This window comes from Methylobacterium sp. E-005, from assembly GCF_022829725.1.
Classification (GTDB): Bacteria; Pseudomonadota; Alphaproteobacteria; order Rhizobiales; family Beijerinckiaceae; genus Methylobacterium.
The window spans coordinates 1-1,815 of the sequence record NZ_JAKSYG010000246.1 but is presented as its reverse complement, the minus strand read 5'-3'; the positions used below and the strand labels follow the sequence as shown (position 1 = coordinate 1,815).

The window sequence follows — 1,815 nt, the reverse complement described above, 5'->3', positions numbered from 1 at the left end:
CTGCCGGCGGTGGCGGACGCGGTGCGCGCCGAGATGATCGACGCCGTCTCGATCACCGGCGGCCATCTCGGCTCGGGGCTCGGCGTCGTCGAGCTGACCGTCGCGCTCCACCACGTGTTCGACACCCCCGACGACCGCATCGTCTGGGATGTCGGCCACCAGTGCTACCCGCACAAGATCCTCACCGAGCGCCGCGACCGCATCCGCACCCTGCGCCAGGGCGGCGGCCTGTCGGGCTTCACCAAGCGCTCCGAGAGCGTCTACGATCCCTTCGGCGCGGCCCATTCCTCGACCTCGATCTCCGCCGCCCTCGGCATGGCGGTCGCCCGCGACCTCGACAACGCCACCGCCAAGCAGACCGGCGGCGCGCAGAAGCGCCGCAACGCCATCGCGGTGATCGGCGACGGCTCGATGTCGGCCGGCATGGCCTACGAGGCGCTCAACAACGCCGGCGCCCTGCACTCGCGCCTGATCGTCATCCTCAACGACAACGACATGTCGATCGCCCCGCCTGTCGGCGCCATGTCGGCCTACCTCGCCAGGCTGGCGTCGGGCGGCGCCTACCAGTCCCTGCGCGAGACCGCCAAGCAGCTCGGCAAGCTCCTGCCGAAGGCGATCTACCAGCGCGCCGCCGCGGCCGAGGAGTATGCCCGCTCGCTGGTGGTCGGCGGCGGCACGATGTTCGAGGAGATGGGCTTCCACTATGTCGGCCCGGTCGATGGGCACAACCTCGACCATCTGCTGCCGGTCCTGAAGAACGTCCGCGACGCCGAGCACGGCCCGATCCTGCTGCATGTCGTCACGCAGAAGGGCAAGGGCTACGCCCCGGCCGAGGCCAGCGCCGACCGCTACCACGGGGTGGTCAAGTTCGACGTGATCTCAGGCGTGCAGGCCAAGGCCAAGCCGAACGCGCCGGCCTACACCCGGGTGTTCGGCGAGAGCCTGATCAAGGCGGCCGATGCCGACGACAAGGTCGTGGCGATCACCGCGGCGATGCCGGGGGGCACGGGCATCGACCTGTTCGGCAAGGCGCATCCGGACAAGACCTTCGACGTGGGCATCGCCGAGCAGCACGCGGTGACGTTCGCGGGCGGTCTGGCCACCGAGGGCTACCGGCCGTTCGTGGCGATCTACTCGACCTTCCTGCAGCGGGCCTACGATCAGGTGGTGCACGACGTGGCCTTGCAGAACCTGCCGGTGCGGTTCTGCCTGGACCGGGCCGGTCTGGTCGGGGCGGACGGGGCGACGCATGCGGGCGCGTTCGACCTCGCCTATCTGTGCTGCCTGCCGAACATGACGGTGATGGCGGCGGCGGATGAAGCCGAGCTGGTCCACATGGTGGCGACCGCGCATGCCCATGACAGCGGGCCGATCGCGCTGCGCTACCCACGCGGCGAGGGCGTCGGCGTCGAGCTGCCGGAGCGGGGCGAGGTTCTGCCGGTCGGCAAGGGCCGGGTGGTGCGCCAGGACGCGGAGGCGCGGGTAGCGATCCTGTCGCTCGGCACGCGGCTCTCGGAGGCGCTGAAGGCGGCGGACACGCTGGCCGAGCAGGGCGTTGCGGTGACGGTGGCGGATGCGCGGTTCGCCAAGCCGCTGGACGAGGCGCTGGTGCTGGATCTGGCGCGCGACCACGCGGTGCTGATCACGATCGAGGAGGGCTCGCGGGGCGGGTTCGGGGCGATGGTGCTGCACCTGCTGTCCGAGAAGGGCGCGCTGGATGCGGGCGGGGTTCGGGTCCGGACGATGACGCTGCCGGACACCTACCAGGACCACGACAGCCCGGAGAAGATGTACGCCGAGGCCGGGCTCGATGCC

The 1,815-nt window shown here is 70.9% G+C and carries 1 protein-coding gene; it reads left to right on the top strand.

Annotation, left to right across the window (positions count from 1 at the left end):
* Positions 1–1,815 (top strand): 1-deoxy-D-xylulose-5-phosphate synthase (gene dxs / locus MKK88_RS30845; RefSeq protein ID WP_244007130.1); only part of this gene is annotated, 1,815 nt, incomplete at both ends.